Source organism: Collinsella sp. wc0529 (genome assembly GCF_046116875.1).
Taxonomy (GTDB): domain Bacteria; phylum Actinomycetota; class Coriobacteriia; order Coriobacteriales; family Coriobacteriaceae; genus Collinsella.
The window spans coordinates 543,523-567,220 of the sequence record NZ_JBJXBO010000002.1; the positions used below are offsets into that span (position 1 = coordinate 543,523).

Genomic DNA, 23,698 nt, shown 5'->3' on the forward strand with positions numbered 1-23,698 from the left:
TGAGTGAGGAGCATCTGATCGCGAGCACAGTTCAACTACTGTGCCGCGGTATGAGATACCCGAATTGCGACATACGAGCGCTATTCATGATATCGATTAATTAATTTTAGCGACACGTGGATATCCCGCGGGCCCGATGCGGTCCCGCAAGATACCACGGGCGCACGGCGGATGCCTTGGCACAGGGAGCCGATGAAGGACGCGGCAAGCTGCGATAATCCCCGGCGAGGAGCACACATCCTTCGACCCGGGGGTCTCCGAATGGGCGAACCCATGCACAGCGGTGTGCATATCCCCCCGCTGAACACATAGGCGGGGGGAGGACAACCCGGGGAACTGAAACATCTAAGTACCCGGAGGAGAGGAAATCAATCTCGAGACTCCCCGAGTAGCGGCGAGCGAAAGGGGACCGATGGCCAAACCGTCGAGCGGGCATACCCGGCAGGGGTTCCGCCGACGGGGTTGCAGGGCCGCGCATCCGGGGGCTGCCGCCCCCGGGCGCAGGTCCGGCTGGGGAGCGGAACGGCATGGGAGGGCCGGCCGCAGCGGGTGACAGCCCCGTACGCGAACCCAGACCGGACGGCGCGACGCGGTCCCTGAGTAGGGCCGGGCACGTGAAACCCGGTCCGAACCTGGGTGGACCACCATCCAAGCCTGAGTACTACCCTGTGACCGATAGCGCACCAGTACCGTGAGGGAAAGGTGAAAAGCACCCCGGGAGGGGAGTGAAACAGTACCTGAAACCGTGCGCCCACGAGCAGTCGGAGCAACTTTCAGTTGTGACGGCGTGCCTTTTGTAGAATGAGCCAGCGAGTCGCTGGCGCGGGGCGAGGTTAACCGAAAGGGAGCCGGAGCGAAAGCGAGCCTTAACAGGGCGACTTGAGTCCCGCGCCGCGGACGCGAAGCCGGGTGAGCTATCCGTGGGCAGGCTGAAGCGGGGGTAAGACCCCGTGGAGGGCCGAACGCACGTCGGTTGAAAACGGCGGCGATGACCTGCGGATAGGGGTGAAAGGCCAATCAAACCCGGAGATATCTCGTTCTCCCCGAAATAGCTTTAGGGCTAGCGTCGCGCGTTCACCGCCGGAGGTAGAGCACCGGATGGACGAGGGGGCTTCGCCGCCTACCGAATCCAACCGAACTCCGAATGCCGGCGGCCCAGAGCGCGGCAGTCAGAGCATGTGGGCTAAGCTGTGTGCTCGAGAGGGAAACAGCCCGGACCGCCCGCTAAGGTCCCCAAGTTCCAGCCGAGTGGCAAAGGATGTGCGTCCGCCCAGACAACCAGGATGTTGGCTTAGAAGCAGCCATCCATTCAAAGAGTGCGTAACAGCTCACTGGTCGAGTGGACATGCGCCGACAATACACGGGGCTAAGCTGGACACCGAAGCGGCGGGATTTTAATTCATTAGAATCGGTAGGGGAGCTTCCCATGGGCGGAGAAGCCGGAGGGCGACCGACGGTGGAGCGCATGGGAGTGAGAATGCTGGCATGAGTAGCGAGAGACGAGAGAGTAACTCGTCCGCCGTGAACCCGAGGTTTCCTGGGCAAGGCTAATCCTCCCAGGGTCAGTCGGGGGCTAAGGCGAGGCCGGTAGGCGTAGCCGACGCGCAGCAGGCAGACATTCCTGCACCGCGCACGCGGCGCTACGACCGACGGGGCGACGGATGGGGGTGGCTCGGCGGGGTTCTGGACGTCCCCGTGATGGAGCGCGGCCCGCGGACCAGGGAAATCCGGTCCGCATCGAGGGCGAGGCTCCGGACGAAGCGACTGAGCGAAGCGAGTGAGCCCGAGGTCCCTAGAAAAACCCCTAGGCAGGCGCGTGCGCGCCCGTACCGCAAACCGACACAGGTGGGTGGGTAGAACATACCGAGGCGATCGGGTCAACCATGGTCAAGGAACTCGGCACAATGGCCCCGTAACTTCGGGAGAAGGGGTGCCCGCGCGTACGTGAACCGGCTCGCCCGGGGAGCGGAGGCGGGCCGCAGTGGAGAGGCCCAAGCGACTGTTTACCAAAAACACAGGACTCTGCAGAAGCCGCAAGGCGACGTATAGGGTCTGACGCCTGCCCGGTGCCGGAAGGTCACGCGGAGGAGTTAGCCGATTCGGCGAAGCCCCGAAGCCAAGCCCCGGTAAACGGCGGCCGTAACTATAACGGTCCTAAGGTAGCGAAATTCCTTGTCGGGTAAGTTCCGACCTGCACGAAAGGCGCAACGACTTGGGCGCTGTCTCGACCATGGACCCGGTGAAATTGCACTGGTCGTGAAGATGCGACTTACCCGCGGAAGGACGGAAAGACCCCGTGAACCTTCACTGCAGCTTGGCATTGGCCGCTGGTCCCGCGTGTAGAGGATAGGCAGGAGGCACAGATCCGGAGGCGCCAGCCCCCGGGGAGCCGCCCTTGGAATACTGCCCTCGCGCGACCGGCGTCCTAACCCGAGGCCGTCAACCGGCTCGGGGACCGTGCCAGGCGGGCAGTTTGACTGGGGCGGTCGCCTCCTAAAGGGTAACGGAGGCGCGCGAAGGTCCGCTCGGGACGGTCGGCAACCGTCCTTTTGAATGCAAGAGTACAAGCGGGCTTGACTGCGAGGCCCACAAGCCGAGCAGGTGCGAAAGCAGGCTCTAGTGATCCGGCGGCCCCGAGTGGGTGGGCCGTCGCTCAACGGATAAAAGGTACTCCGGGGATAACAGGCTGATCTTGCCCAAGAGTCCACATCGACGGCAAGGTTTGGCACCTCGATGTCGGCTCATCGCATCCTGGGGCTGGAGCAGGTCCCAAGGGTACGGCTGTTCGCCGTTTAAAGCGGTACGCGAGCTGGGTTCAGAACGTCGTGAGACAGTTCGGTCCCTATCCTCCGTGGGCGCAGGAGAATCGATGGAGGCTGCCCCCAGTACGAGAGGACCGGGGTGGACGCACCTCCGGTGAACCGGTTGTCGACCAACGGCACGGCCGGGTAGCCGCGTGCGGCGCGGATAACCGCTGAAGGCATCTAAGCGGGAAGCCGTTCCAGGGATTAGTTCTCCTTCCGGTAAGGGCCCAGGTAGACTACCTGGTCGATAGACGGCAGGTGCAAGGGCGGCGACGTCCTCAGCCGAGCCGCACTAATCGCCCGAGCTCTTCCGGAACCGCACCTCGCGGCCCGCGGGACTTAGCGCTTGCGCGGTCCGGGCACGAGGATGCCCCCGAGTCATCTTTCCTATGCGCCATGCGGCCCCCAGGGCACGTGTAAGGTGAGACCCAGGACACCGTAACGGTGGGCGCCGCCCACCGGTCAGCGGCCAGAGCATGGGGGGCACGCCCGGTCCCGTTCCGAACCCGGAAGCTAAGCCCCATCGCGCCGAGAGTACTGCGGGGTCAGCCCGTGGGAGGCCAGGGCGCCGCTGACCGGTGGACGGCACCGAGCCGTCATCGAACTTGGAAGGGGGAGGCCTCGCGGCCTTCCCCTTTTTGCGTTGTATACACGTTGTGCTTTGGGACCTACCTCCCCCGTCCGCGCTCTTACTCTTTGGCTGTATTTTGAGTCCTTCTTTTGTATTTGCGCGATAATAACTCCCATTGGCGTTAGGGAGGACTTGATGTTTACCGTTTTTGTCTTGGGCAATATTGCTTCGGGTAAGTCGACTGCCTGCCGCTATCTCGAATCTCATGGCGCCATGCTTATCGATCTGGATGAGCTTGCCAAATCGCTGTATGTTCCAGGCTCCGATATCGTCAATGCCCTCGCCGAAGAATTCGGTTGGGACATTCTGGACGGGGAGGGCGGCATTCGCCGCAATGTCCTCGCTGCTCGAGCTTTCGCTTCTCCTGATTCGGTCGCACGGCTCAATGGCATCGTGCACCCCGTTCTCATTGAACAGCTTTCGCTTAGGATTCTCGATCCGATTTGTTGTACGGTTTCATCTCCCCGTTATCCCTTTGCGGTGGTCGAGGTTTCTGCTCCGACTGGTTTTGAGGATGCGTTTGGCTTGGCTGATGAAATTCTGGTTATCAGCGCCCCTTTGTCAGTTCGTCGCGAGCGCGCTATTCAACGTGGCATGGAGCCATCTGATTTCGATGCCCGTTCTGCTTGCCAGCCCGATGAGTCTGCGCTGTGCAATCTCGCTACAACGGTGATTGATAATGCCGCAGGCGATAATTCGCTCTTTGAGCAGCTTGACTCATGGCTTGCATGCCACGGGTTTATAGATACTCCGGATAAGGAGGAGGCCGATGACTAAGGCACGTTTCTTTACGTGGTATCGCGTGGCGCCACTTGCCGTTGTGTTCGTCTTCGGCCTTATTTCGCTCGTCTACTCGTGTGCCCCTGCCGCTTTCTTTAAGCCGCTGTATCCGATTGACTACGAGGCGTATGTAAAGCAATCCAGTATTTCGCATAATCTGGATCCGTATCTGGTGTGCGCTGTCATTAAGTCGGAATCGAATTGGGACCCAGAGGCCGAGTCGAATCAGGGTGCTCAGGGATTGATGCAACTGATGCCCGAGACTGCCCGGGATATGATCGCCAAGGGCCTTGTCGACGGAGGGGAGTATTCGGCCGACAATCTTAACGATCCGGCTACGAATATCGAGTTTGGCTGCGCATACCTCTCGTATCTTCTCGCCTATTTCAACGGGTCGACGGATAGTGCCATCGCCGCCTATAACGCCGGCATGGGCAATGTCGACGGATGGGCGCAGCAGAACACGTCACTCCATAATGCGATTACCTTCCCTGAAACTCAGGCTTATCTGATTCGCGTCAATAATGCCTGGGTTCGATATAAGACTCTCTATCCCGATCGGTTCGTATAGGACTAAGCCCACCGCCTGCGTATACTGCAGATGTATGAGTTAGGAGTATCCATGGCGGAATTTGAAGTAGAACGCGTTGGTGGTGAACTTAAGCGCTTTGGCGTTGAGGGCGCTGATGTGCCGTTTAAGGTCGTGTCTCCATACGAGCCCGCTGGTTCCCAGCCTAAGGCCATTGAGTCACTTGTGCGGGGCGTGAGGGACGGAGACCGCTATCAGGTTTTGCTGGGCGTGACTGGTTCGGGCAAGACCTTCACGATGGCAAAGACTATTGAGGCCCTGGGAAAGCCGACGCTGGTCATGGCCCCCAATAAAACGCTCGCTGCTCAGCTTGCGAGCGAGCTCAAAGAGTTCTTTCCCAACAACGCTGTGGTCTACTTCGTCTCGTACTACGACTACTATCAGCCCGAGGCGTATGTGCCGCAAAGCGATACATATATCGAGAAAGACTCCTCGATTAACGAAGAGGTCGAGATGCTGCGCCATCAGGCGACCGCGTCACTGCTCTCTCGACGCGATGTGATCGTTGTCGCATCGGTCTCGTGTATCTATGGCATTGGCTCTCCTGAGGACTATGCGGGTCTGGCTCCAAACGTCGACAAGAAGGTGCCGCTCGAGCGCGATGACTTTATCCATGCACTTATCGACATTCAATATGATCGCAATGACTATGACCTGGCACGCGGCACGTTCCGCGTGCGCGGCGATGTTGTCGACGTGTATCCGCCTTATGCCGAGCATCCGTTGCGGTTTGAGTTCTTTGGCGACGAGGTCGAGCTGATTGCCGAGATCGATGAGGTCACCGGTGAGATGCTTCGTGAGTACGAGGCCATCCCCGTATGGCCGGCATCGCACTACGTGACCGAGAAGCCGAAGGTCAAGGCGGCTCTGAAATCGATCAGCGAAGAGTGCGAGAAGCGCGTGGCGGAGCTCAAGGCGACCGACAAGTTGCTCGAGGCGCAGCGTCTGCAGCAGCGCACCGATTATGATCTTGAGATGCTCGAGACGATGGGCTTTTGCAACGGCATCGAGAACTACTCGCGTCATCTGGACGGTCGCAAGCCGGGTGAGCCGCCGTTTACCCTAATCGATTACTTTCCCAAGGATATGCTCTGCATCATCGATGAGAGCCATGTGACGGTGCCGCAGATTCGCGGCATGCACGAAGGTGACCGCTCGCGTAAGGTGACGCTGGTGGAACACGGTTTTCGCCTGCCCTCGGCGCTCGATAACCGCCCGCTTCGTTTCGATGAGTTTGAGGCAAGGATACCCCAGTTTATCTATGTTTCGGCCACGCCGGGCGACTACGAGCTGCGGGTGAGCCAAAACGACGTGGAGCAGATTATTCGTCCGACCGGCCTGCTCGACCCCAAGATTGACGTGCGTCCAGTTCGCGGCCAGATTGACGATCTTGAGGACGAGATTCGCGAGCGCGTTGCCCGCAAGGAGCGCGTGCTGGTGACCACGTTGACCAAGCGCATGGCCGAGGACCTGACCGACCATCTGCTCGACGCGGGCATTAAGGTCAATTACATGCACTCTGATACGGCGACAATGGACCGTGTCGAGATCCTGCGAACGCTGCGCGAGGGCAAGATCGATGTTCTCGTTGGCATCAACCTGCTTCGCGAGGGCTTGGATCTCCCCGAGGTCTCACTGGTGGCAATTCTCGATGCCGATAAGGAAGGCTTCTTGCGCAACCGCCGTTCGCTGATTCAGACGATTGGCCGTGCGGCCCGTAACGCCGATGGCGAAGTCATCATGTATGCAGACGTTGTGACCGATTCGATGAAAGAGGCCATCGAGGAGACGCAGCGCCGTCGCGAGATTCAGATGGCATATAACGAAGAACATGGCATTGTGCCCAAGACAGTGCGCAAGGCCATCAACGACATCTCAAGTTTTATTGCCGAGGCCGAAAAAACTGTGGGCTCCAAGGGACGCTCGAAGGGCGACTCTCTTGGCCATGGCGCATTCTATACGCCCGATGAGTCGGGCGAGGGCGGTGTGCCGGAAACGGTGGCGCCTGAGCAGACACTTGCGGAGCAGTTGGAAGAACTGCCGCATGACGAGCTTGCGCGGATCGTCGAAACCATGGAAGAGGATATGCGTAACGCTTCTGCCGCTATGGACTTTGAGGAGGCGGCGCGCCTGCGCGATGCTGTCGTTCAGATTCGGGCGATGCTCGAGGGTGCGTCTGAGGACGAGACGATCGAGCGCTTACGTTCGCAGGCCCGCAAGGGTTCCACGTTCGCATCGGGCAGAAAACGCCAGGGTGCACGGTTTAAGAAATAGCGAACAGGCCCGAGTTCCCTGTGGAGCTCGGGCCTGTGTCTTTTGCGCGCTGGAATTCGTGCGTTAGAGGTCTGCGATCAGGGCTTCAGCACAACGGATGCCGTCGGTGGCCGCGCTCATGATGCCGCCGGCATATCCAGCTCCCTCACCGCAAGGGTAGAGGCCCGGGGTCGACACGGCATGGCACGTTCGGTCTCGAGTGACAGTGACCGGTGAGCTCGAACGAGTCTCCACGCCGGTAAGAACGGCATCGGGGCGGTCGTAGCCTCGTAGCTTTTTTCCGAGTAGGGGAAGTCCCAGGCGGAGCGACTCGACGATATGCTGCGGTAGGGCTTCGTCAATTGCCGTCCAGGTCACACCGAGCGGATAGGTGGGCTTTACCTTTCCGGGCGCCTTGCTGGCGCGTCCTGCGAGGAAATCTCCGACGAGTTGTGCCGGTGCGTTCCAGTTGGAACCGCCCAGGCGATAGGCGGCCGCCTCGCAGGCACGCTGGAGCTCGATGCCGGCGAGCGGGTCATCGTTGGGAAGGTCCTCAGGCGTGACGTTAACGAGCAGGGCGGCATTTGCGTTGCGTCCGTCGCGGGCATTGAGACTGGCCCCGTTGACGCACAGATGGCACGGTTCTGAAGAGGCGGCAACAACCTGTCCGCCGGGGCACATGCAAAACGAGAACACGCTGCGGCCGTTGGGAAGATGGGCAACAAGTTTGTAGGGGGCCGCCCCGAGCGCTGGATGTCCCGCCGAGGCTCCATATTGGGATCTGTCGATGTCGCGTTGCGGATGCTCGATGCGAACGCCCATGGCAAAGGTCTTTTGTGCGAGGGCCACGTTGTGGTCCTTAAGGAGCTCAAAAATATCGCGAGCAGAATGCCCGCAGGCGAGGATGAGGTGCTTTGTCTCGATTGGCTCGTAAGCGGCGTCTTGGGGCGATTGGACATCAATACCGGTGATGGCGCCAGACGCGTCGATGCGAATGTCGACGAGCTTCGTTCGATAACGGACGACACCTCCGAGCTGCTCGATGCGCTGGGATATAGCGGTGACAACCTTGGGAAGGATGTCGGAGCCAATGTGCGGCTTGGCATCCCACAGAATATCGCGGGGCGCACCCGCCTCGACGAAGGTTTCGAGGATAAGGCGATGGGCGGGATTTTTTGTTCCCGTATTGAGCTTGCCGTCCGAGAAGGTCCCCGCGCCGCCCAGACCAAACTGAATATTGCTCTCGGGGTCGAGGATGCGCTCCTTTAGAAAGAGGTCGATCGCCTGCGAGCGGCGAAATGCCGGGTCGCCGCGCTCGATAAGCAAGGGCTTAAGACCTGCTTTGGCGAGCGTGAGCGCAGCGAAAAGGCCGGCGCATCCGGCGCCGACAACGACAGGGCGTTCTTGAGGTGCGTCGGAGACGGGGGAGGGGAATGAAGGCTCATCGTCTTCTATCGCACGTACGCGCGAGCGGTCACGCTCGGCAACGCTGTCGACCGCTTCTCGCTCGAGGTGGGGACTAGTCAGCTCAACACGAAAGCTAAGGATAAAATGGACGTCTCGTTTTTTGCGAGCGTCGATTGACTTGCGGTGGAGTTCGATGGACTTGATCTCGGAGTCCTTGCAACGTAGGATGCACTTGGCGACTCGCTTGCCAACAATGAGGCAGGAATTTTCATCGCCGGCTTCATCGAGCGACGCGTTGACTTGGGTGATTTCGATCATCGAGGTCTCCTTAGAGGCAAGAAAGAGGCCGTCCGGTATCCCAGACGGCCCGAATGCGTTTTTGATTATAGACTGCGCGGCTACAGGCTGCTTGCAGCGCGAATGCCCGAGAGCCAGGCCCACGCAAGGTTAAAGCCTCCGCAATCGGCGTCGATGTCGAGCGCTTCGCCGCAGACGTAAAGCGGGGCGTCGACAACGCAGCGCACGCGTAGACTGGGTGTTGAGATGCTCTCGACAGATACGCCACCACGCGTGACCTGCGCCGAGCGCTCCTCGGCTGTTCCCTCGACGAGCAACTTAAAGTGCTTGAGGATCGAGACCAGGTGGATGACATCGTTGGAGCCTGGATGGCACTGCTCGAACGCTGTACAGACGACGCGGGAGAGTTGCGGGGCGATCATGCCGTCGAGCCAACGGGGATCGCGGGGCGAAAAGCCGCCGAGCAGCTTAACGCGCCGGTTGAGCATATCGAGCAGCTCGTCTTTAGAGAGGTCGGGGAAAACGTCGAGCAGGATCGTATCGCCGCGCTGGATACGACGGGAGAGGTTGAAGACAGCGACGCCCGAGATGCCGAAGGTTCGAAACAGGACTTCACCGTCTTCGTGCCAGAGCTCATTATGGTTACGGGTGAGCGTCAAGCGGGCACGGACGCGCAGACCATCCAACGTCTTGAGTGCCGCCCGATCGCCAACGACCGTTGCCGATACAGGGCAGAGGATGGGGCGCAGCGAAGTGAGGGGGAGGCGAAACGTATCGGCGATACCGGTGGGGTTGCCGCCCGTGGCGATAATTACGGCATGTGCCTGCAGGGCCTCGTTCTTGCGAGGGACATCGGCGAGTGCCTTCCGAAGCGAGCGGAGCTCCGATTTTCGGTCGTCGTGCTTTTTTGCCTTGAGCGCCCGCGCTGGACGGTCTATTTGGAGTGTCCAGCCTTCGGAAGCCTTGTGCGCCGAGGCAACGTTGGCTCCGCAGATTAAGGTGATACCTAGGCGGTTGCAAACGTTGAGAAGCGCGTCGCGCACCGATTCGGCGCGAAGGGAGCGCGGGTACAGCCGGCCTTCCTCGGAGGTTGTCATGATGCCCAGCGAGGAGAAGAAACCCATAAGCTCTTGTTCGGGCTGGGTCCTCATGACAGATTCGACGAATGCGGGGTGGTTATACCGCTGAGGATCAATCGATTCGTTGGAGAGGTTGCAACGGCCGTTACCGGTCGCAAGGAGCTTAAGGCCGCAGGCGACATCGCACTCAACGATGCAGACGCTTTTGCCAGCACGTGCGGCCGTAATGGCGGCGGCGAGGCCTGAAGCCCCGCCGCCGATTACCAGGACGTCATAGAAGGCGCTCGTGTTCACTTAGGCCTCGTCGGTCTCGTGCGGGGTAATGGCCTCGACGGCAGAGACTGCCTTGGGCAACATGCCATCGGGCAGCGCGGTCTCGACCTCGCCCTTATCGCAGGCCTCGGCGAGTGACGGATTGATGGGAAGCGTGCCCAAGATGTCGAGGTTATAGCGTTCTGCGACCTCGGGGAGCTTGCTCTTGCCAAAGACCTCGATCTTCTTGCCGCAGTCGGGGCACTCAATATAGCTCATGTTTTCGACGATGCCCAGAATGGGGACGTTCATCTTCTCGGCCATGTTGACCGCCTTGGCGACGATCATCGAGACCAGATCCTGCGGGCTCGTGACGATGACGATGCCGTCGACGGGCAGTGACTGGAAGACGGTGAGAGCGACGTCGCCTGTTCCCGGAGGCATGTCGACCAGCAGGTAGTCGATGGGGCCCCATGAGGTCTCGCTCCAGAACTGCCTAATGGCGCCTGCGATGACCGGACCGCGCCAAAGGACGGGGTCGGTCTCGTTTTGGAGCAGAAGGTTGGAGCTCATGACCTTGACGCCGTGCTCGGAGATTTCAGGCAGCATGAGGTTGCCAAGGGCATGGACGTGGCGTCCGCTCATACCGAACATCTTGGGGATAGAGGGACCGGTGATGTCGGCATCGAGGACGCCGACCTTGTGGCCGTGACGGGCAAGCTCGGTGGCGATGGCACCGGTGACAAACGACTTGCCGACACCGCCCTTGCCGGAAAGCACGGCGATGACGCGTTTGACCTCGGACAGCGTATTCTCCTCAAATTGCGACGGCGACGTTTGTCCGCCGGCGGCCTGTGCGTGCTCGCAACCCATGTATGACTCCTTTGTATATGTTGGGGCCGGGGCCCCGTGATGTGACACGAGCGTCATTGTACCCTCGTTTGCGAGCGGGAGTCATTTACGATGCATTTGGGCCGAGCGTGCTTGCAATACGATGGGTCCAAGCGAATGGGCGGGCTTACTGAACTTTGCTGGCGAACTCGAGGTATTGCATGCGCCGCAGCTTGTCGATCGTCGAGGCGTATGGGCTGTCTTCAGATTCCAAGTCGTAGCGCAGCCCGTCGGCACCAAGGTAGCCGGCGACATTGATGGTGGGCACATCTGACCTTGTTGCAAGCAGGGCCTTTTGATAGTCGGTGAGCGGGGCGCCGATCTTATTAAGGGTAATGGCTGCAACCTCGTTTGCCCCGACGGTGTCGTAGACGTTGAGCTCGGTATTGCCGGCGATTTCATAGTTAGCCCAGACAAAATATGTCGACTGATAGATACGGAAAGCGTGGCTTGCCGTATCTTCCTGAGGGTACAGCTCGTCGTTGAGAGTCGTTGCGGCGCTCGGCTGATGGTCGCCAAAAAAGACAAGGACAACCGGTCTGCCGATATTGCGGAGCTCGTTGATAAAGTACTCGAGGTCCCGGTCGGATGCGTTGATGCAGGTGAGATAGGTGTTGAGCGCGCTATTGGCGCCCTCGCTGGCTCCCTCGACCCAATAGTTTGTCAGCTCCTCGGCGGGAACGGTGCCATAGTCGTAGCCGCCGTGATTTTGCATCGTGACGTCAAAGATGAACTGCGGGGCTTCGTCGGTTCTAAGCAGGTCGAGTATCTTGTCGTAGGTGGCGTAGTCGCATACGCCGGCATGGTAACAGGGCGCACCTTCGAAATCGCCGATTGAAAGAAAGTCTCCAAAGCCCAGCTGCTGATAGATTTTATCTCGATGGTAGTTGACGGGGTTTTGCGGGTGCATAGCGGTAGCGGTATACCCAAGCTCCTTAAGGTCCTTTGCCAGGCTGTTGACGCCATTCATCTGATATAGCTGATAGGGGATTTTGCCTAATCCGACAAAGGCCGTTGTCGCTCCGGTCAAAAATTCGAATTCGGAGTTCGCCGTTCCGCCACCGGCGACCGAAGCGAGCATGGTGCCGCGAACAAGTGTGTCGGGAAGCGAGTTGTAGAATGCGGGGCCGGTGTACCCGGCCGCCTGGAGCTGCTCAAAGCACGAAAGGTCGCTAAAACTCTCATTCATGACGACAACAATCGTCGGCTTGATTTCATTGAACTGGGCAACGGCCGCCGCGCGCTGCTCGCTCGATCCATACGTGCTGTCGTAGGTGGCGGCGAGCTTCTGCTCGATGCTCTGCGCCTCATCGGGCGTATAGTCTTCGGGCTTCTCAATGGGCAACTCGTTGACCATTTCGGTGAACGAAGTGATAAAACCCTGAGACGCATACGTGGTGATGGGCTGCCAACGGTCAAATCCAAAATTCAGCGCCTGCTCCAAGTCGATGCTGGAAAAGCCCGAGAGCCCCATAACGGTCACTAGCAGAAAAGCGCAGAGGTTAGCGGCGATTGCGGGGAAGACATGGGTGGGCGTACGGAGCTTTCTCGGTCGGATAAGCGAAAGAAGCCCTAGGGAAATCTCCAGCAGGGCTAGAGAGGTTACGATTCCGGCGGTAAAGGTAAACTCGTATCCCTCGCTCACTTCCATTGCGGTGCCAAGGGCCAAGATATCGCTTGGCAGGATGGCCTCGCCTTTAAACGTTATGACGAAGTGCTCGGCAATGCCAAGGATGCAACAGGCGACGGGCACGAGGGCCATGACGCCTCCATGACGCTGTCCCAGCAAATAAAGGGAGAGCAGAACCGTCGCGAGCAGCCCGACGGAAAACCCGAATGAGTTGGCGGGAATGCGATAGAACGTTTCGTTACAGGCAATTTCGAGTGAAACGAACGAGAGCGCTGAAACAGCGGCGATGACAAGGATGTCACGGCAAATACAGGCAACCGTTCCCGTCGCAAGATCGGTTTGGTCGATAAGTCCCGAAACCAAGGGCTCGACAAGAAGTATGACGGCGGCAGCACCGAGCGCCGAATAAGAAAGGACCCATAGGGAATTGTCCTCATTTACGAGCAATTGATTCGTAATCCATGCAGCTACCATGCCGAGCGGGATGAGGAGCGTCGCGCACCAAAAGACGCGGGCAATGGGCGGCTTTTCATTGTGTTTGATTGAAAAATATACACGCACCACGACGATGGCCACGATAAGGACGGCGATGAATATGGGCAGATTGGCCATGTCGCTCGAAGTGATTTCAAGGGGGATATCTTCGGTCATGGACGTTCCTCTGTTACGGCAAATTAAGTTCAGTATTAGATTACTGTAACCTTTCCACGGCATTTCGAGAAACAAAGCGCCCGATACGCAAAGCTAAAGGTCTGCGAATCTTGTATTACGAACATCTGTGCGCGTCGAGTGCGCTAAACTCATCGACAGTATGATTCGATGCAATAGGAGGCAAGGAGCTTCCATGTCTGATTCTTCTATCGTTATTCGCGGCGCTCGTGAGCACAACCTCCGTGATATCGATGTTTCCATTCCGCGTGACCAACTCGTGGTCATTACCGGTCTTTCTGGCTCGGGCAAGAGTTCGCTGGCATTTGACACTATCTATGCCGAGGGCCAGCGTCGATACGTCGAGAGTCTTTCGAGCTATGCGCGCCAGTTCTTGGGCCAGATGGACAAACCCGACTTGGATTCAATCGACGGCCTTTCGCCGGCGGTGTCGATCGACCAAAAGACGACGTCTAAAAACCCTCGCTCGACGGTTGGCACCGTAACCGAGATTTATGACTATCTGCGCCTGCTGTTCGCCCGTGTGGGCACCCCGCACTGTCCCGAATGCGGCCGCGTCATTGAGCGCCAGACGACCGACCAGGTTGCCGACAAGGTCTTGGCGGCGGGGGAGGGCCGCCGCGCGTTTGTGCTGGCACCGGTGGTGCGCGGGCGAAAAGGCGAGTACACCAAACTGTTTGAGGACCTTCGCGCCGAGGGCTTTAGCCGCGTGCGTGTCGACGGTGAAGTGCGCTCGCTCGACGATCCGATCGATCTGGACAAGAAGTTCAAGCACGATATCGAGGTCGTGGTCGATCGCATCGTGATCCGTGAGAACTCTCTTGGCCGTATCGCCGAGTCTGTTGAGCAGGCGACCGCGCTGGCTCACGGCAATGTAAACGTGTACATGCTGCCCGATCGTGATGCTCCCGAGGGGACCGAGGGCGAGCTTCTGGAGTATTCGTTGGCCTTGGCGTGCCCGGAGCATGGACACTCCATTGACGATCTTCAGCCGCGTGATTTTTCGTTTAACGCTCCCTATGGCGCATGTCCTGAGTGCGACGGCCTGGGCTTTAAGAAAACCGTTGATGCCGAGGCGCTGATCGAGGACCCCTCGAAGTCCATTGCCGACGGAGTCTTTGGTAGCCTGTTTGGCAATTCGAACTACTATCCGCAGATTTTTGCTGCGGTCTGCAAACACTTTAAGGTGAGCGCCGATACGCCGTGGGAGGACTTGCCCCCTCGCGTGCGTCGTGCATTCTTGGATGGCCTGGGCGATACGAAGATCTCGGTCGACTACCAAAAGCTCGACGGACGTCGCAGCCAGTGGGATACCAAGTTTTCGGGCGTTCGCAACATCCTGTACGAACGCTATACCGAGACGACGAACGAGAACACCAAGGCGCGCCTGGAGAAGTACATTCGCGAGGAGCCGTGCTCGACCTGCCACGGCGCTCGTTTGCGCCCTGAGATGCTCGCCGTCACCGTGGGCGGCAAGTCCATTTACGAAGTTTGTTGCCTGTCGTGCCGTGAATCGCTCGAGTTTTTTGAGGGCCTGGAACTCACCGAGCGCCAACAGTTTATCGGCGGCCGTATCGTCAAGGAAATTCTGGAGCGCCTGCGTTTTCTGGTCGATGTTGGACTCGACTATCTGACACTCGATCGCGCCTCGGCGACGCTTTCCGGTGGCGAGGCACAGCGTATTCGCTTGGCAACGCAGATCGGCGCGGGTCTCATGGGCGTGCTCTATATTCTGGACGAGCCCTCGATCGGTCTTCATCAGCGTGACAACGAGCGCCTGATCAAGACGCTCGAGCGCCTGCGCGATATCGGCAATACCGTTATCGTCGTCGAACACGACGAGGATACAATCCGTGCCGCCGACTACGTGATCGACATGGGGCCCGGCGCCGGTGTCAACGGCGGGCACGTAGTCGCGGCGGGAACGCCTGCTGATATCATGGCGTGTCCTGAGTCGATGACGGGCGCTTATCTGACCGGCAAACGAATGATTCGGGTGCCTGATGAACGGCGCAAGCCCGGTCGCGGCTGCCTTAAAATTACGGGCGCTCGAGCCAACAACCTCAAAAACGTTACTGCCAAGATCGAGTTTGGTACGCTTACGGTTGTTACCGGCGTGTCGGGATCAGGCAAGAGCTCCCTGGTTACCGACACCATTGCGCCTGCCCTTACGAATGCTATTCACCGTTCGACGCGCCCCGTGGGTCCGTATAAGAAAATCGAGGGCATCGAGTGTATCGATAAGGTTATCGATATCGACCAGTCGCCGATTGGCCGCACGCCGCGTTCCAACCCTGCTACCTATATCGGCCTGTGGGATGATCTTCGCGCGCTGTTTGCGAGTACGCCGGAGTCGAAGGCGCGCGGCTACTCGCCGGGTCGTTTCTCCTTTAATGTGAGTGGCGGGCGCTGCGAGGCGTGCAAGGGCGACGGGCAGATCAAGATCGAGATGCACTTCCTTCCCGATATCTATGTTCCCTGCGAAGTTTGCGGCGGTAAACGCTACAACCGCGAGACACTCGAGGTCACCTACCGTGGCAAGACCATCTCGGACGTGCTCGACATGAGCGTCACCGAGGCGCTGGCCTTCTTTGGGAGTATCCCGCAGATTAAGCGTAAGCTCCAGACGCTGTACGATGTAGGCTTAGGCTACGTGAGCCTGGGCCAGCCCGCCACGACGCTCTCGGGCGGCGAGGCGCAGCGTGTGAAGCTCGCCAAGGAGCTTCATCGACGCCAGACGGGCAAGACGTTCTATATTTTGGACGAGCCGACGACCGGGCTTCATTTTGAGGACGTCCGCCAGCTGCTCGATGTGCTGCAGCGCTTGGTCGATGCGGGCAACACGGTGCTGGTGATTGAGCACAACCTTGATGTCATCAAGGTTGCCGACCGCCTGATCGATATGGGTCCCGAGGGCGGTAACGGCGGCGGAACCGTCGTGGTTTCGGGTACACCGGAGCAGGTTGCGGACTGTCCGCAGAGTTATACGGGCAAGTTTTTGGCGCCGTTGCTCAGGCGTGACCGGGAGCGCCAGGCTCAACTTGATGCTCAATAAATAGGCGATTCAGTTTATGGGCGCCATCGACTCCTCGTGATTCGATGGCGCTTGCTGTGTCGAAGTGACGTATGCAGCCGAATTGGACATATACTTAATCTTTGCGTCCGAATGCGAGGGAAAGGATATGTCATGGCAAAGGCTGTAAAGACGGCAAAAACCAATGCGATGCGCGAGCTGGAAAGTGCCGGCATTTCCTATGTTCTACATATGTACGAAGACGATGGTGATGAGTCGGTGGGCCTGGGGGTCGCGATTTCGGAGCAGCTTGGCGAGGAGCCCGGTCAAGGATTTAAGACTTTGGTCTGCGTGACACCGTCCAACGACTATGTCGTGTGCTGCATCCCTGTTGCCGACGAGCTCGATCTAAAGTCCGCCGCGCGTGCCGCGGGGGAGAAGTCCTTGGCCATGATGCATGTGAAGGATTTGCTTGCGGCGACTGGCTACGTTCGCGGCGGCTGCAGCCCGGTCGGTATGAAAAAACGCTACCGGACGCTCATTGATGAGACATGTGTCCTTTGGGATACCATTTTTATTTCGGGAGGCAAGCGCGGTTATCAGCTCGAGCTTGCACCCGATGATTTAATTGCATTTTGCGGGGCTACGGTTGCCGCGATTACGAGAGAGGACTGAGCGATGCCGCAGGAAGAATTGAAGCGCGGAGCTCATTTTGCAAGAGAATCTGCGCCTCAGACACCCTCGTCCGAAGCTCCTTCGTCGCGAGATGACACTGACGACATGGGCTCGTCGGACTACTCCACGGTTGGTCGTTCCGCCGGGCTTATGACCATCCTGACCATCGTGTCTCGCGTCACCGGTTTTATCCGCACGTGGGCAATGGCGGCCGCTATCGGCATGTCGCTACTCTCGTCCTCCTATCAGGTCGCCAACAACCTGCCCAATATGCTCTACGAACTCGTGATGGGCGGCATGCTCGTGACGGCGTTTTTGCCCGTGTACATGGGCGTGAGGCGTGAGCAGGGTCGCGAGGCCTCGAACGAGTACGTGGGCAACCTGCTCGGCATTCTGCTTTTGGTGCTGGGTGGCATTTCGTTGCTGGGGACCGTGTTCGCCCCGGGCTTTATCTGGACGCAATCGTTCCTTTCGGGTGACGGCGGCAGCATGGATACCGCTGCGTTCATGTTCCGTTTCTTTGCCATCCAGATTCTGTTTTATGGTTTGGGCTCGGTGTTCTCGGGCGTTCTCAACGCACACCGCGACTACTTCTGGTCGACGTTTGCCCCGGTCCTCAACAATGTGATCGTCATTGCGAGCTTTATGGGTTTTGCGCCCGTGTCCGCACAGTTTGGCGAACGTGCCGGCATCATCTTGATTGCGGCCGGTACGACCCTCGGTGTCTTTGTTCAGATGGCATGTCAGATCCCCGCGCTTGGCAAGCACGGCGTGCATCCCCATATCCATATCGACTTTAAGGACCCCGCACTGCGCCAGACGATTGCGCTCGGTATCCCGACGCTGCTCGCCACGGTGTGCATGTTTGTCTCGACTTCTATCACCAACGCTGCCGCGCTGGTGGTCCAGCCCGAGACTGGTCCTTCCGTCATCGCCTATGCGCGCCTGTGGTACACGCTGCCCTACGCGCTGATTGCCGCCTCGCTTTCGACGGCGCTCTATACCGAGCTCTCTCACGACGCACAGGAGAAGGATTACGACAGCGTTCGCACGGGCATTTCGCGTGGCGTCGCCCAGATGCTGTTCTTCCTGATTCCGTTCGCGCTGTACCTGATTGTCTTCGCACGTCCGCTCAACATGATCTACTGTGCTGGCAAGTTCGATGAATCCGGCGTGACGCTGGTGTCCGAGTACCTTGTCTACCTGGCGCTCTCGCTGCCGCTCTACGGCGTGGTCGTGTTGATGCAGAAGAGCTTCTCTGCCTTGCTCGACATGAAGCCCTATAGCCGCTATTGCCTGTATTCCGCCATCGGCCAGGCCGGCTCGGTTCTGCTGTTTGGCGTTGTGCTGGGCTTCGGTATGCCGGCAATCGCGCTTTCGTATGTCGTCGACTACGTGATCTTGGTCGGTTGCTCGCTGTGGTGGCTGCGTCGTCGTCTGCGTGGCCTTCAGGTCAAATCTATCCTGCATGGCGGTTTCTTTGGCCTTTTGTTCGGCGGCCTGGGTGCTGCCGCAGGCGCCGGCGTCATGTGGGCGCTTGAACACTTTGTCGGGGCACTTGGCGGCTCGATTCTGATTACTCTTGGCTACGTTTGCGTTGCGGGTGTCGTCTCGCTTGCTGTTACCTTTGGCCTTGCCGTTGTCCTTAAGATGCCCGAGGTCTCGGCGCTGCTTCGTCGCAAGTAGGTGCGTGTGGCCGGTCACGACAACATTCCAACACTCGCCGAGCAGGTTTCGCGCGTTCCCACGCAGCCCGGATGCTACCTTTGGAAAGATGCCAAGGGCGATGTCATCTACGTTGGCAAGGCGAAAAACCTGCGTTCCCGTATGCGCCAGTACGTGACGCTGCAGGATGAGCGCCAAAAAATACCGCTCATGATGCAATTGGTTGCGAGCTTTGACTACATCGTTGTCGAAACCGAGCATGAGGCGCTTGTACTCGAGCGCAACCTGATCGGCCAGTACCATCCGTACTTTAACGTCGACCTCAAGGATGACAAGAGCTACCCCTTTATCGCCATTACAAAGGGCGACCTGTATCCCGCTATCAAATACACGCGTGAGCGTCATAAGCCGGGAACGCGCTATTTTGGACCCTATACCGATAGCCGTGCGGCACGTGAGACGATAGATACGCTGCGCAAGGTTATCCCCATCTGCTCTGCATCCTGTGCGGAGTGGCGTCGTTGTCGCCGTATCATCGAGTCCCACAAGGGCGAGGAAGACATCGTCAATATGATTTGCGCACAAAACGGGCGTCCCTGCTTCGACTACCATGTCGGGCGCGGGCCGGGTGCGTGTGTCGGCGCGATTTCCCCTGCAGACTATGCCAAGAACGTCAAGCGTGTCGAGCGCTTTTTGTCGGGCCATCGCAAGGATGTCGTCGACGAGCTGACTTCCGAGATGGCGGATGCCGCCGAGGCACTCGATTTTGAGCGCGCGGCACGCGTCAAGCGTCGTTTGGAGGTCATCAGGGGTCTGGACGACCGTCAGCAAGTCGTTTTTCCCTCCAGTGTCGATATCGATGTCATCGGTTTCTATCGCGAGGAGACCATCTCTGCCGCTTGCGTCTTTGTCGTGCGTGAGGGCCGAACAGTTCGCACCTGCGAGTTCATTCTCGACAAGGGTCTTGATGTTGACGAGGAAGAGCTCCAGTCGGGCTTTCTTAAGCGCTATTACGACGAGACGGCTGATATTCCAGCTGAGATAAACCTCTCTGTCGAGCTTGAGGATGCGGAGGCGCTGGGGGAGTGGCTTGCAGGCAAGCGCGAGCGTTCCTGCCATCTCCATAGGCCGCAGCGTGGCGAAAAGCACCGTTTGCTCGATATGGCATCCAAAAATGCGCGCCATGCCCTCATGCGCTACATGATGCGAACGGGGTACGCTGACAACCGCACCAATCAAGCGCTCCTGGAGCTCGAAAGCGCGCTGGCGCTGCCGGCGCCGCCGATGCGTATCGAGTGCTTCGATATCTCGACGCTGCATGGAACCTTTACGGTCGCCTCGATGGTGGTGTTTACCAACGGACGCGCCGACAAGAGCCAGTACCGTCGTTTTAAAATTCAGGCCGAATTGGACGAGGCAAACGACTTCGTGTCGATGTCCGAGGTTTTGGGACGACGCTATGCTCCCGAGCGCATGGTCGACGAGCGCTTTGGCTCGCGCCCCGATTTGCTCGTTGTCGATGGCGGTAAGCCGCAATTGACCGCTGCGATCAAGCAACTTGAGGCTCTTGGGCTCGATATACCGGTTTGTGGCTTGGCGAAGGCCGATGAGGAAGTTTTCGTGCCTTGGGACGAGACTCCCGTCGTGCTGCCGACCGGGTCTGCTTCGCTCTATCTAATTAAACAGGTTCGCGATGAGTCCCACCGATTTGCCATCACGTTCCACCGTGAGTTGCGCGATAAAGCCATGACGGTTTCGGTACTCGATGACGTTCCGGGCGTGGGACCCACCAGAAAACGTGCCCTTATGCGCCATTTTGGCTCGATGAAGCGTTTGCGCGCGGCGAGCGAGCAAGAGATCGCGGAAGTTCGCGGCATACCTGCCGATGTTGCCAAGGCGGTCCACGAGGCGCTCGTTGCATGGAATGCCGAGCGCGCCGAGGCGGCGGCTGGCCATTCCGATAGCTAAACACGAGCCTAAACAACTGATATACATGATTGCGCGATTTTCAACCATTTATTTCGCCATGATTGCCTGCTGGTTTCGGGTTTTATTAACGCTAAAACGTTTGACTAACCCAAGCGAAAACCCTGCTATCCTGCGGGTTGACGAAGACTGATATCTCACCTCGCCGATACATACTGTCTGGCGAATCATTTGTCAATGAATTCGGTGAACGGTAGTAAATACCGTTCAAGCGTATGTATGTATCGGTCGCCGAGCGCGGCACCTCAGTTGGGTTCGTCGGTAGGTAAGGTATATATCGTCCGCAAGTTGCGCGGGGGCACGTCTAGGTGCTCCCGAGTAAGATTCTCTATTGATAGGAGAAGACATGGCCATCATCAACAAGGGTATGTCCAGGCGTTCGTTCCTCGGCCTCACCGGCAGCGTCGCTGCTGTCGCCGGCCTTGGTCTCACTGGCTGCGGTGGCAGCTCTAGCGACGAGGGTTCCGCTTCCGGCTCCACCGATTCCGCCAACCGTGGCGGCGGCGTGATCACCGCTGGTTCCGCTTACGCTCCGTCCAGCTTCGATCCCGCCAGCACCGGCTCCGCTGTGGGCCTGGGTGCTAACTGGCACGTCGTCGAGGGCCTCTACGGCATCGATTACCACGACTACAGCACCTTCAACGAGCTCGCCACCGACGATCCCAAGTCTGTGGACGACACCACTTTCGAGGTCACCATCCGCAAGGGCGCCAAGTTCTCCGATGGCACCGAGGTCACCGCTGACGATGTCGTTGCCTCCTACACCGCTTGCGCCGCTTCCGCTACCTATGCTCCGTTCTTCCAGCCCTTCGAGTCCATCGAGGCCAAGGACGCCAGCACCGTGACGGTCAAGACTAAGGTCCCCAACTTCTCCCTGCTCAAGGATCGTCTGGCCATCGTCCGCGTTACCCCGGCCACCCAGACCGAGGAGGATCGCGCCAAGCAGCCGATCGGTTCCGGCCCCTGGATGTACGACTCTATCTCCGATACCGAGATCACCTTGGTTCCCAACCCCGAGTACAACGGTGAGTATGCTGCCGAGGATAAGAAGATCCAGTACAGCATCCTGACCGACCCCACCGCTCGCGTTACCGCTCAGCAGGAGGGCTCCACGCTCGTTATGGAGCTCGTTACCGCTGACGCCGTCGACCAGCTCGAGAGCGCCGGCTGCAAGATCGATAACGTTCAGGGTTTCGGCACCCGCTTCATCATGTTCAACGTCGCCAAGGAGCCTTGGAACAACGTCAAGGTCCGTCAGGCTGTCATGTATGCGCTCGACACCGAGAAGATGGTCAGCAACACCTTCGCCGGCCTTGCCACCGCTGCCAGCTGCTACCTGCCCAAGAGCTTCACCAACTATCATGAGGCTTCCACGGTGTACAAGACCGACGCCAAGAAGGCTAAGAAGCTCATCGAGGAGTCTGGCATCACCCCGGGTGCCATCACCCTGCGCACCACCGACAACGAGCAGATTAAGGGCATGGCCGCCCAGGTCAAGAACGACCTCGACGCTCTCGGCTTCGATGTGACCATCCAGACCGATACCTCGCCGGCCACTTACGCTGCCATCGACGGCGGCGAGGCCTACGATATCCTCCTTGCCCCTGGCGATCCTTCCTGCTTCGGCGCCGACCCCGACCTGCTGCTCAACTGGTGGTACGGCGACAACGTCTGGATGCAGACCCGTTGCCCGTGGAAGGAGTCCGCTGAGTGGCAGAAGCTCCACGGCCTCATGGACGAGGCTCTTGCCGCCGAGGGCGACGAGCAGCAGAAGAAGTGGAACGAGTGCTTCGACATCATTGCCGACAACGCCGTTCTGTACCCCGTTGTCCACGTCAAGACCGTCTCCGCTTCCTGGGACGATCCGTCCACTGCACCCAACGGCGAGGCCCTCGATGGCTTCAAGGGCATCGGCACGACGAGCATGTCCTTCAGGGGCGTTGCGACCGTCAAGGCGTAAGACTCGCTTGAGTCTGTATGCAGGATGTCGGTCGTTGGGACCGTATCCTCATAGTTGAAACAAAGACCCGGGCGGCAACGATGTCGCTCGGGTCTTGTAATGAGTATCCGTACTCATATACCAGTTGGTCCTACCGACAAAAGAAAGGGGAGAGAACGTGAACAACTTGCTACGTTTGATTGGAAGGCGTCTTGTGGCGCTGCCGATCATGGCATTGGGCGTCACCGTCCTGGTGTTCTTCCTTATGTCGTTCTCCAAGACCGACCCCGCCTACACGGCGTTGGGTGACGGTGCCTCGCCCGAGGCGGTTGCCGAGTACCATGAGAAGTATGGTCTGGACGACCCCTGGCCCGTGCGCTACGTGCGCTATATGGGCGATCTGATCCATGGCGACATGGGCACCTATGGTGCTGCTCGCAACTCCGTTGCCAAGCGCATCTCCACGGCCCTGCCCGTCACGATGCAGCTGACCTTTATCGGTCTTGCTATCGGTGCGGTCGTTTCGTTTTTGCTCGGCGTCATCGCGGCACTGTATCGCGACAAATGGCCGGACCAAGTGATCCGCGTCTTTTCCATCGCCGGCTTGGCAACCCCGTCGTTCTGGCTTGCCGTTCTGTTGATCCTGCTGTTCTCTTCCTACCTTAAGGTGCTCCCGGCATCGGGTGCTCTGCCTCACTTCACCACGAATCCGGTTGGCTATCTGGGACGTATGATCATGCCCGCTATCGCCTTGGCATTTCCGCTGACGGGCCAGATGACTCGTATCGTGCGTACCGCCATGGTCGAGGAGCTCGACAAGGATTATGTCCGTATGGCTCGCGGCGCCGGCGTTCCCGAGAAGGTCGTCGTCGGCATCAACGTTCTTCGCAATGCGCTGATCACCCCGGTCACCACCCTCGGTCTTAAGATCGGTTACCTCATGGGCGGCGCCGTCGTCATCGAGGTTATCTTCAACCTCCCCGGCATGGGCACCGCGATTCTGCAGGGCGTTCAGGGCAACGAGGCGAACCTGGTTCAGGGCGTCGTCATCGTCGTTGCTCTTGCCTTCATCATCATCAACATCGTGGTTGACATGCTCTACCTGCTCATCAACCCGCGCATCAGGACGGTGTAGATT

13 protein-coding genes and 2 rRNA genes are annotated in these 23,698 nt (G+C 58.9%); 11 read left to right on the top strand and 4 right to left on the bottom strand.

Annotated elements, in window-relative coordinates; translation table 11 throughout:
- The first annotated feature begins 144 nt into the window (after nt 1-144).
- The 5 genes from ACKUTP_RS08980 (at nt 145) to uvrB (ending at nt 7,078) form a co-directional block, all read left to right on the top strand.
- Nucleotides 145-3,120 (top strand): 23S ribosomal RNA (locus ACKUTP_RS08980).
- 145 nt (nt 3,121-3,265) lie between these two features.
- Nucleotides 3,266-3,381: ribosomal RNA gene (gene rrf, locus ACKUTP_RS08985) — 5S ribosomal RNA — on the top strand.
- A 189-nt stretch (nt 3,382-3,570) separates the two neighbouring features.
- Nucleotides 3,571-4,212, top strand: coding sequence for a dephospho-CoA kinase (coaE, locus tag ACKUTP_RS08990; protein ID WP_409064155.1), 642 nt, complete (start codon nt 3,571-3,573; stop codon nt 4,210-4,212).
- Entirely contained in the window at nt 4,205-4,786 is a 582-nt protein-coding gene (locus ACKUTP_RS08995; RefSeq protein WP_409064156.1) for a lytic transglycosylase domain-containing protein, read from the top strand. Before coaE ends, ACKUTP_RS08995 begins: the two co-directional genes overlap by 8 nt.
- A 51-nt stretch (nt 4,787-4,837) precedes the next feature.
- Nucleotides 4,838-7,078: an excinuclease ABC subunit UvrB gene (gene uvrB / locus ACKUTP_RS09000; protein ID WP_409064157.1), complete on the top strand. Its 2,241-nt coding sequence runs from the start codon at nt 4,838-4,840 to the stop codon at nt 7,076-7,078.
- A 63-nt stretch (nt 7,079-7,141) separates the two neighbouring features.
- Here uvrB and ACKUTP_RS09005 read toward each other — a convergent pair whose 3' ends face one another.
- From ACKUTP_RS09005 to ACKUTP_RS09020, 4 genes are all read right to left on the bottom strand, one after another.
- Nucleotides 7,142-8,782 (bottom strand): NAD(P)/FAD-dependent oxidoreductase, encoded by a 1,641-nt coding sequence (locus ACKUTP_RS09005; protein WP_409064158.1) that lies wholly within the window; start codon nt 8,780-8,782, stop codon nt 7,142-7,144.
- Between the two features lie 80 nt (nt 8,783-8,862).
- Complete coding sequence (locus tag ACKUTP_RS09010) at nt 8,863-10,134, bottom strand: NAD(P)/FAD-dependent oxidoreductase (protein ID WP_409064159.1); 1,272 nt, start codon at nt 10,132-10,134, stop codon at nt 8,863-8,865.
- Nucleotides 10,135-10,965 carry an Mrp/NBP35 family ATP-binding protein gene (locus tag ACKUTP_RS09015; protein WP_055310500.1) on the bottom strand — a complete coding sequence of 277 codons (831 nt, stop codon included), beginning with the start codon at nt 10,963-10,965 and terminating at the stop codon, nt 10,135-10,137. It abuts the gene before it with no gap.
- A 145-nt stretch (nt 10,966-11,110) separates the two neighbouring features.
- Nucleotides 11,111-13,264 (bottom strand): LTA synthase family protein, encoded by a 2,154-nt coding sequence (locus ACKUTP_RS09020; RefSeq protein ID WP_409064160.1) that lies wholly within the window; start codon nt 13,262-13,264, stop codon nt 11,111-11,113.
- Between the two features lie 193 nt (nt 13,265-13,457).
- Between ACKUTP_RS09020 and uvrA the strand changes: the two genes are divergently transcribed.
- The 6 genes from uvrA to ACKUTP_RS09050 all read left to right on the top strand — a co-directional run bounded on the left by uvrA (nt 13,458) and on the right by ACKUTP_RS09050 (nt 23,695).
- Nucleotides 13,458-16,337 carry an excinuclease ABC subunit UvrA gene (gene uvrA / locus ACKUTP_RS09025; protein ID WP_409064161.1) on the top strand — a complete coding sequence of 960 codons (2,880 nt, stop codon included), beginning with the start codon at nt 13,458-13,460 and terminating at the stop codon, nt 16,335-16,337.
- A 132-nt stretch (nt 16,338-16,469) separates the two neighbouring features.
- On the top strand, nt 16,470-16,970 hold the full coding sequence (ybaK, locus tag ACKUTP_RS09030) for a Cys-tRNA(Pro) deacylase (protein WP_409064162.1): 501 nt from the start codon (nt 16,470-16,472) through the stop codon (nt 16,968-16,970).
- 3 nt (nt 16,971-16,973) lie between these two features.
- Complete coding sequence (gene murJ / locus ACKUTP_RS09035; RefSeq protein WP_226790592.1) at nt 16,974-18,656, top strand: murein biosynthesis integral membrane protein MurJ; 1,683 nt, start codon at nt 16,974-16,976, stop codon at nt 18,654-18,656.
- Nucleotides 18,657-18,662: 6 nt separating this feature from the next.
- Nucleotides 18,663-20,603: an excinuclease ABC subunit UvrC gene (gene uvrC, locus ACKUTP_RS09040; RefSeq protein ID WP_409064163.1), complete on the top strand. Its 1,941-nt coding sequence runs from the start codon at nt 18,663-18,665 to the stop codon at nt 20,601-20,603.
- A gap of 364 nt (nt 20,604-20,967) precedes the next feature.
- A complete protein-coding gene (locus tag ACKUTP_RS09045; protein ID WP_035138897.1) occupies nt 20,968-22,581 on the top strand; it encodes an ABC transporter substrate-binding protein in 1,614 nt (537 codons plus the stop codon).
- Nucleotides 22,582-22,738: 157 nt separating this feature from the next.
- Complete coding sequence (locus ACKUTP_RS09050; RefSeq protein ID WP_035138896.1) at nt 22,739-23,695, top strand: ABC transporter permease; 957 nt, start codon at nt 22,739-22,741, stop codon at nt 23,693-23,695.
- Nucleotides 23,696-23,698: the final 3 nt, after the last annotated feature.

Excerpts from the sequence above, each read along its gene's own strand:
- coaE (WP_409064155.1), top strand. The coding sequence starts at position 3,571 with ATGTTTACCGTTTTTGTCTTGGGCAATATTGCTTCGGGTAAGTCGACT.
- ACKUTP_RS08995 (WP_409064156.1), top strand. The coding sequence starts at position 4,205 with ATGACTAAGGCACGTTTCTTTACGTGGTATCGCGTGGCGCCACTTGCC.
- uvrB (WP_409064157.1), top strand. The coding sequence starts at position 4,838 with ATGGCGGAATTTGAAGTAGAACGCGTTGGTGGTGAACTTAAGCGCTTT.
- ACKUTP_RS09005 (WP_409064158.1), bottom strand. The coding sequence starts at position 8,782 with ATGATCGAAATCACCCAAGTCAACGCGTCGCTCGATGAAGCCGGCGAT.
- ACKUTP_RS09015 (WP_055310500.1), bottom strand. The coding sequence starts at position 10,965 with ATGGGTTGCGAGCACGCACAGGCCGCCGGCGGACAAACGTCGCCGTCG.
- ACKUTP_RS09020 (WP_409064160.1), bottom strand. The coding sequence starts at position 13,264 with ATGACCGAAGATATCCCCCTTGAAATCACTTCGAGCGACATGGCCAAT.
- uvrA (WP_409064161.1), top strand. The coding sequence starts at position 13,458 with ATGTCTGATTCTTCTATCGTTATTCGCGGCGCTCGTGAGCACAACCTC.
- ybaK (WP_409064162.1), top strand. The coding sequence starts at position 16,470 with ATGGCAAAGGCTGTAAAGACGGCAAAAACCAATGCGATGCGCGAGCTG.
- murJ (WP_226790592.1), top strand. The coding sequence starts at position 16,974 with ATGCCGCAGGAAGAATTGAAGCGCGGAGCTCATTTTGCAAGAGAATCT.
- ACKUTP_RS09045 (WP_035138897.1), top strand. The coding sequence starts at position 20,968 with ATGGCCATCATCAACAAGGGTATGTCCAGGCGTTCGTTCCTCGGCCTC.